General features: G+C 71.3%; 3 protein-coding genes and 1 pseudogene. 1 reads left to right on the top strand and 3 read right to left on the bottom strand.

Going from position 1 to position 2121, the window contains the following annotated elements; translation table 11 throughout:
* The 3 genes and pseudogenes from GWK61_RS54205 to GWK61_RS54215 all read right to left on the bottom strand — a co-directional run.
* Positions 1–236 (bottom strand): annotated as a pseudogene (locus GWK61_RS54205) (hypothetical protein); the annotation flags it as partial.
* Positions 229–843, bottom strand: coding sequence for a hypothetical protein (locus GWK61_RS54210; protein ID WP_194922231.1), 615 nt, complete (start codon positions 841–843; stop codon positions 229–231). The pseudogene GWK61_RS54205 and the gene GWK61_RS54210, both read right to left, overlap by 8 nt.
* A 77-nt stretch (positions 844–920) precedes the next feature.
* Complete coding sequence (locus GWK61_RS54215) at positions 921–1703, bottom strand: SDR family oxidoreductase (RefSeq protein ID WP_194922232.1); 783 nt, start codon at positions 1701–1703, stop codon at positions 921–923.
* A 189-nt stretch (positions 1704–1892) separates the two neighbouring features.
* On the opposite strand from GWK61_RS54215, the gene GWK61_RS54220 reads away from it, so the two are divergent.
* Positions 1893–2121: GntR family transcriptional regulator (locus GWK61_RS54220; protein ID WP_194922233.1), on the top strand; the 229-nt coding region annotated here is incomplete at its 3' end.

Genomic DNA, 2121 nt, shown 5'->3' on the forward strand with positions numbered 1-2121 from the left:
GGGCGGCGCTGCTGCGGGGGTTCGGGGCGGCGCTGGGCCGCGCGCCAGGGCTGCTCGGGCTCTTCGCGGCGACCGCCGCCGCGGCCGTAGTCGGGGTTGCCGCCGTTTCCGCCACGGCCGTAACCGCCGTCGTCGCCGTTTCCGTAGCCGGGGTCGGCGCCACGTCGTCCGCCGCCCCCGCGCCGGTCGCCGCTTCCGCGGTGGTCCCCACCTTCGTCCGGATACCACTCAGACACGACGCGTGCCTCCCCCGCTCTGCCGTCCGCGCACCACCGCGGCGGCTATGACCAACCCCATGACGACGAGCGCGGCGAGGATCACCGGGAAGACGTTCGTCGTCGCGTGGACCAGACCGACCGCCTTCGCCTTGGTGTCCGGGTAGGGCGGGTTGTGCCAGGCCAGCTCGGCGACCGCGGCGACCAGCCAGGCCACCGGCGGCAGCGCGGAGACCACCCACCAGCGGCCGTTCGCGGTGGCCGCGGCGACGGCCACACCGGCCGAGACGATGGTCAGCAGCAGGAACACCGGGCCGTGGTAACCGCCGACGAACTTTCCGAGGATCGCGGCCAGCATCGGCCCGCCGAGCACGGCCGCGGCCGGCAGCCAGGTCGGAGCCCCCGCCAGCAGCCTGTCGCCCGGGTCGGACCCCGGCCGCGGGGCGGGACGGCGGCCGGCGGCGGAACCACCGCGGCCGGACGGACCCGAGGCGCGACCGCGTACCGGAGCCGGCGGCGGCGGCACGGGCCGCCCCGACCGAGGCGGTATCGACGACCCGCGCTCCGGACGGCCACCGCCGCCGGGGCCCGGACGCCGCGCCGGCGACGTGCGAGCTGATGAGGACATGACCGCGATCCTCACTCAGCCGTTCAACCGACCCATCCCGCTTTCGTCACAACCCTGCTACAACGAGGGAAGATCGGTCACCGCAGGTAATCGCCCGCGTTGACGGCGAGCGACTGACCGGTCACCCCGCCGGCATATTGCGACACCATGTACACGGCCGCGTTCGCCACGTCGCCGTCACTGGCCATTTCCGGCAACGCCATGCGATCGGTCAGTGACGCGACGATTTGTTCCTCGGCGATTTTTTGTGACGCGGCGGTCCACGCGACGTACCCCTGGACCATCGGCCCCCACATCCACGACGGCACCACGGCGTTGACCCGGATGCGTCGCGGCCCCAGTTCCTTGGCCATGCCATAGGTGGCGGACAGCAGGGCGCCCTTCGAGGCGGCATAAGCGGCCTGCATCACTTCGGTCGCCGGCACCCACATCGACTGCGACAGGATGTGGACGATGCCGGTGGTCCCGGTCTCGCGCGCCAGATGCGGGATCGCCGCCTTGCTGAGCTGCAGGGTGCCGACGACGTTGACCTCGTAGACGGCGCGCCAGTCGGCGAAGTCGGCGTCGCTGACGCCTCCGAAGACCTGGTCCATGGCCGCGACGTTGACCAGGCCGTCGAGGGCGCCGAAACGCTCGACGGCGAGGTCGACGAGCCGCAGGCAGTCGCTCTCGGAGGTGATGTCGGTCGGGGAGTAGGCGACGCGCGCGGGGTCGAACTCGGCGGCCGCCTTCGCCAGCTTGGCTTCTGTCCGCGCCCCCAGCACCACGTTCGCGCCCTGGTCGTAGGCCGCCTGCGCGACCTCCCGGCCGAGTCCGTCGCCGACCCCTGACACGATCACCGTCTTGCCTTGGAGCAACATGGGGAGCCTTTCGTGGGTGGTGGCGAGAGGTTCTGATGGTGCGTCAGATTAAGCCGGGCGGGGTGAGATCGCCAGAGCCGCCACGCGGTCCCGGCACCGCATGGCATGGCATGGCAGCATCCTGCGACGACGCTTGACACCCGGATTGTTCTAGCTGTTCTATAGCAATAGTTCGAAGGAGGCCGAAGCTTGCTCCTGACCGTGGAGCCCGACGGCGACGTGCCGATCTACCAGCAGTTGCGCGACCAGATCGTGGTGGCGGTGGCGGCCGGGGTGCTGGTGGCGGGGGATTCGCTGCCGACGACGCGGCAGCTGGCCGCCGATCTCGGGATCAACATGCACACCGTGAACAAGGCCTACGACCTGTTGCGGCGCGAGGGGCTGATCCGGTTGGGGCGGCGGACCGGTGCGGTGGTGG

This window comes from Catenulispora rubra, assembly GCF_015356825.1.
GTDB lineage: Bacteria > Actinomycetota > Actinomycetes > Streptomycetales > Catenulisporaceae > Catenulispora > Catenulispora rubra.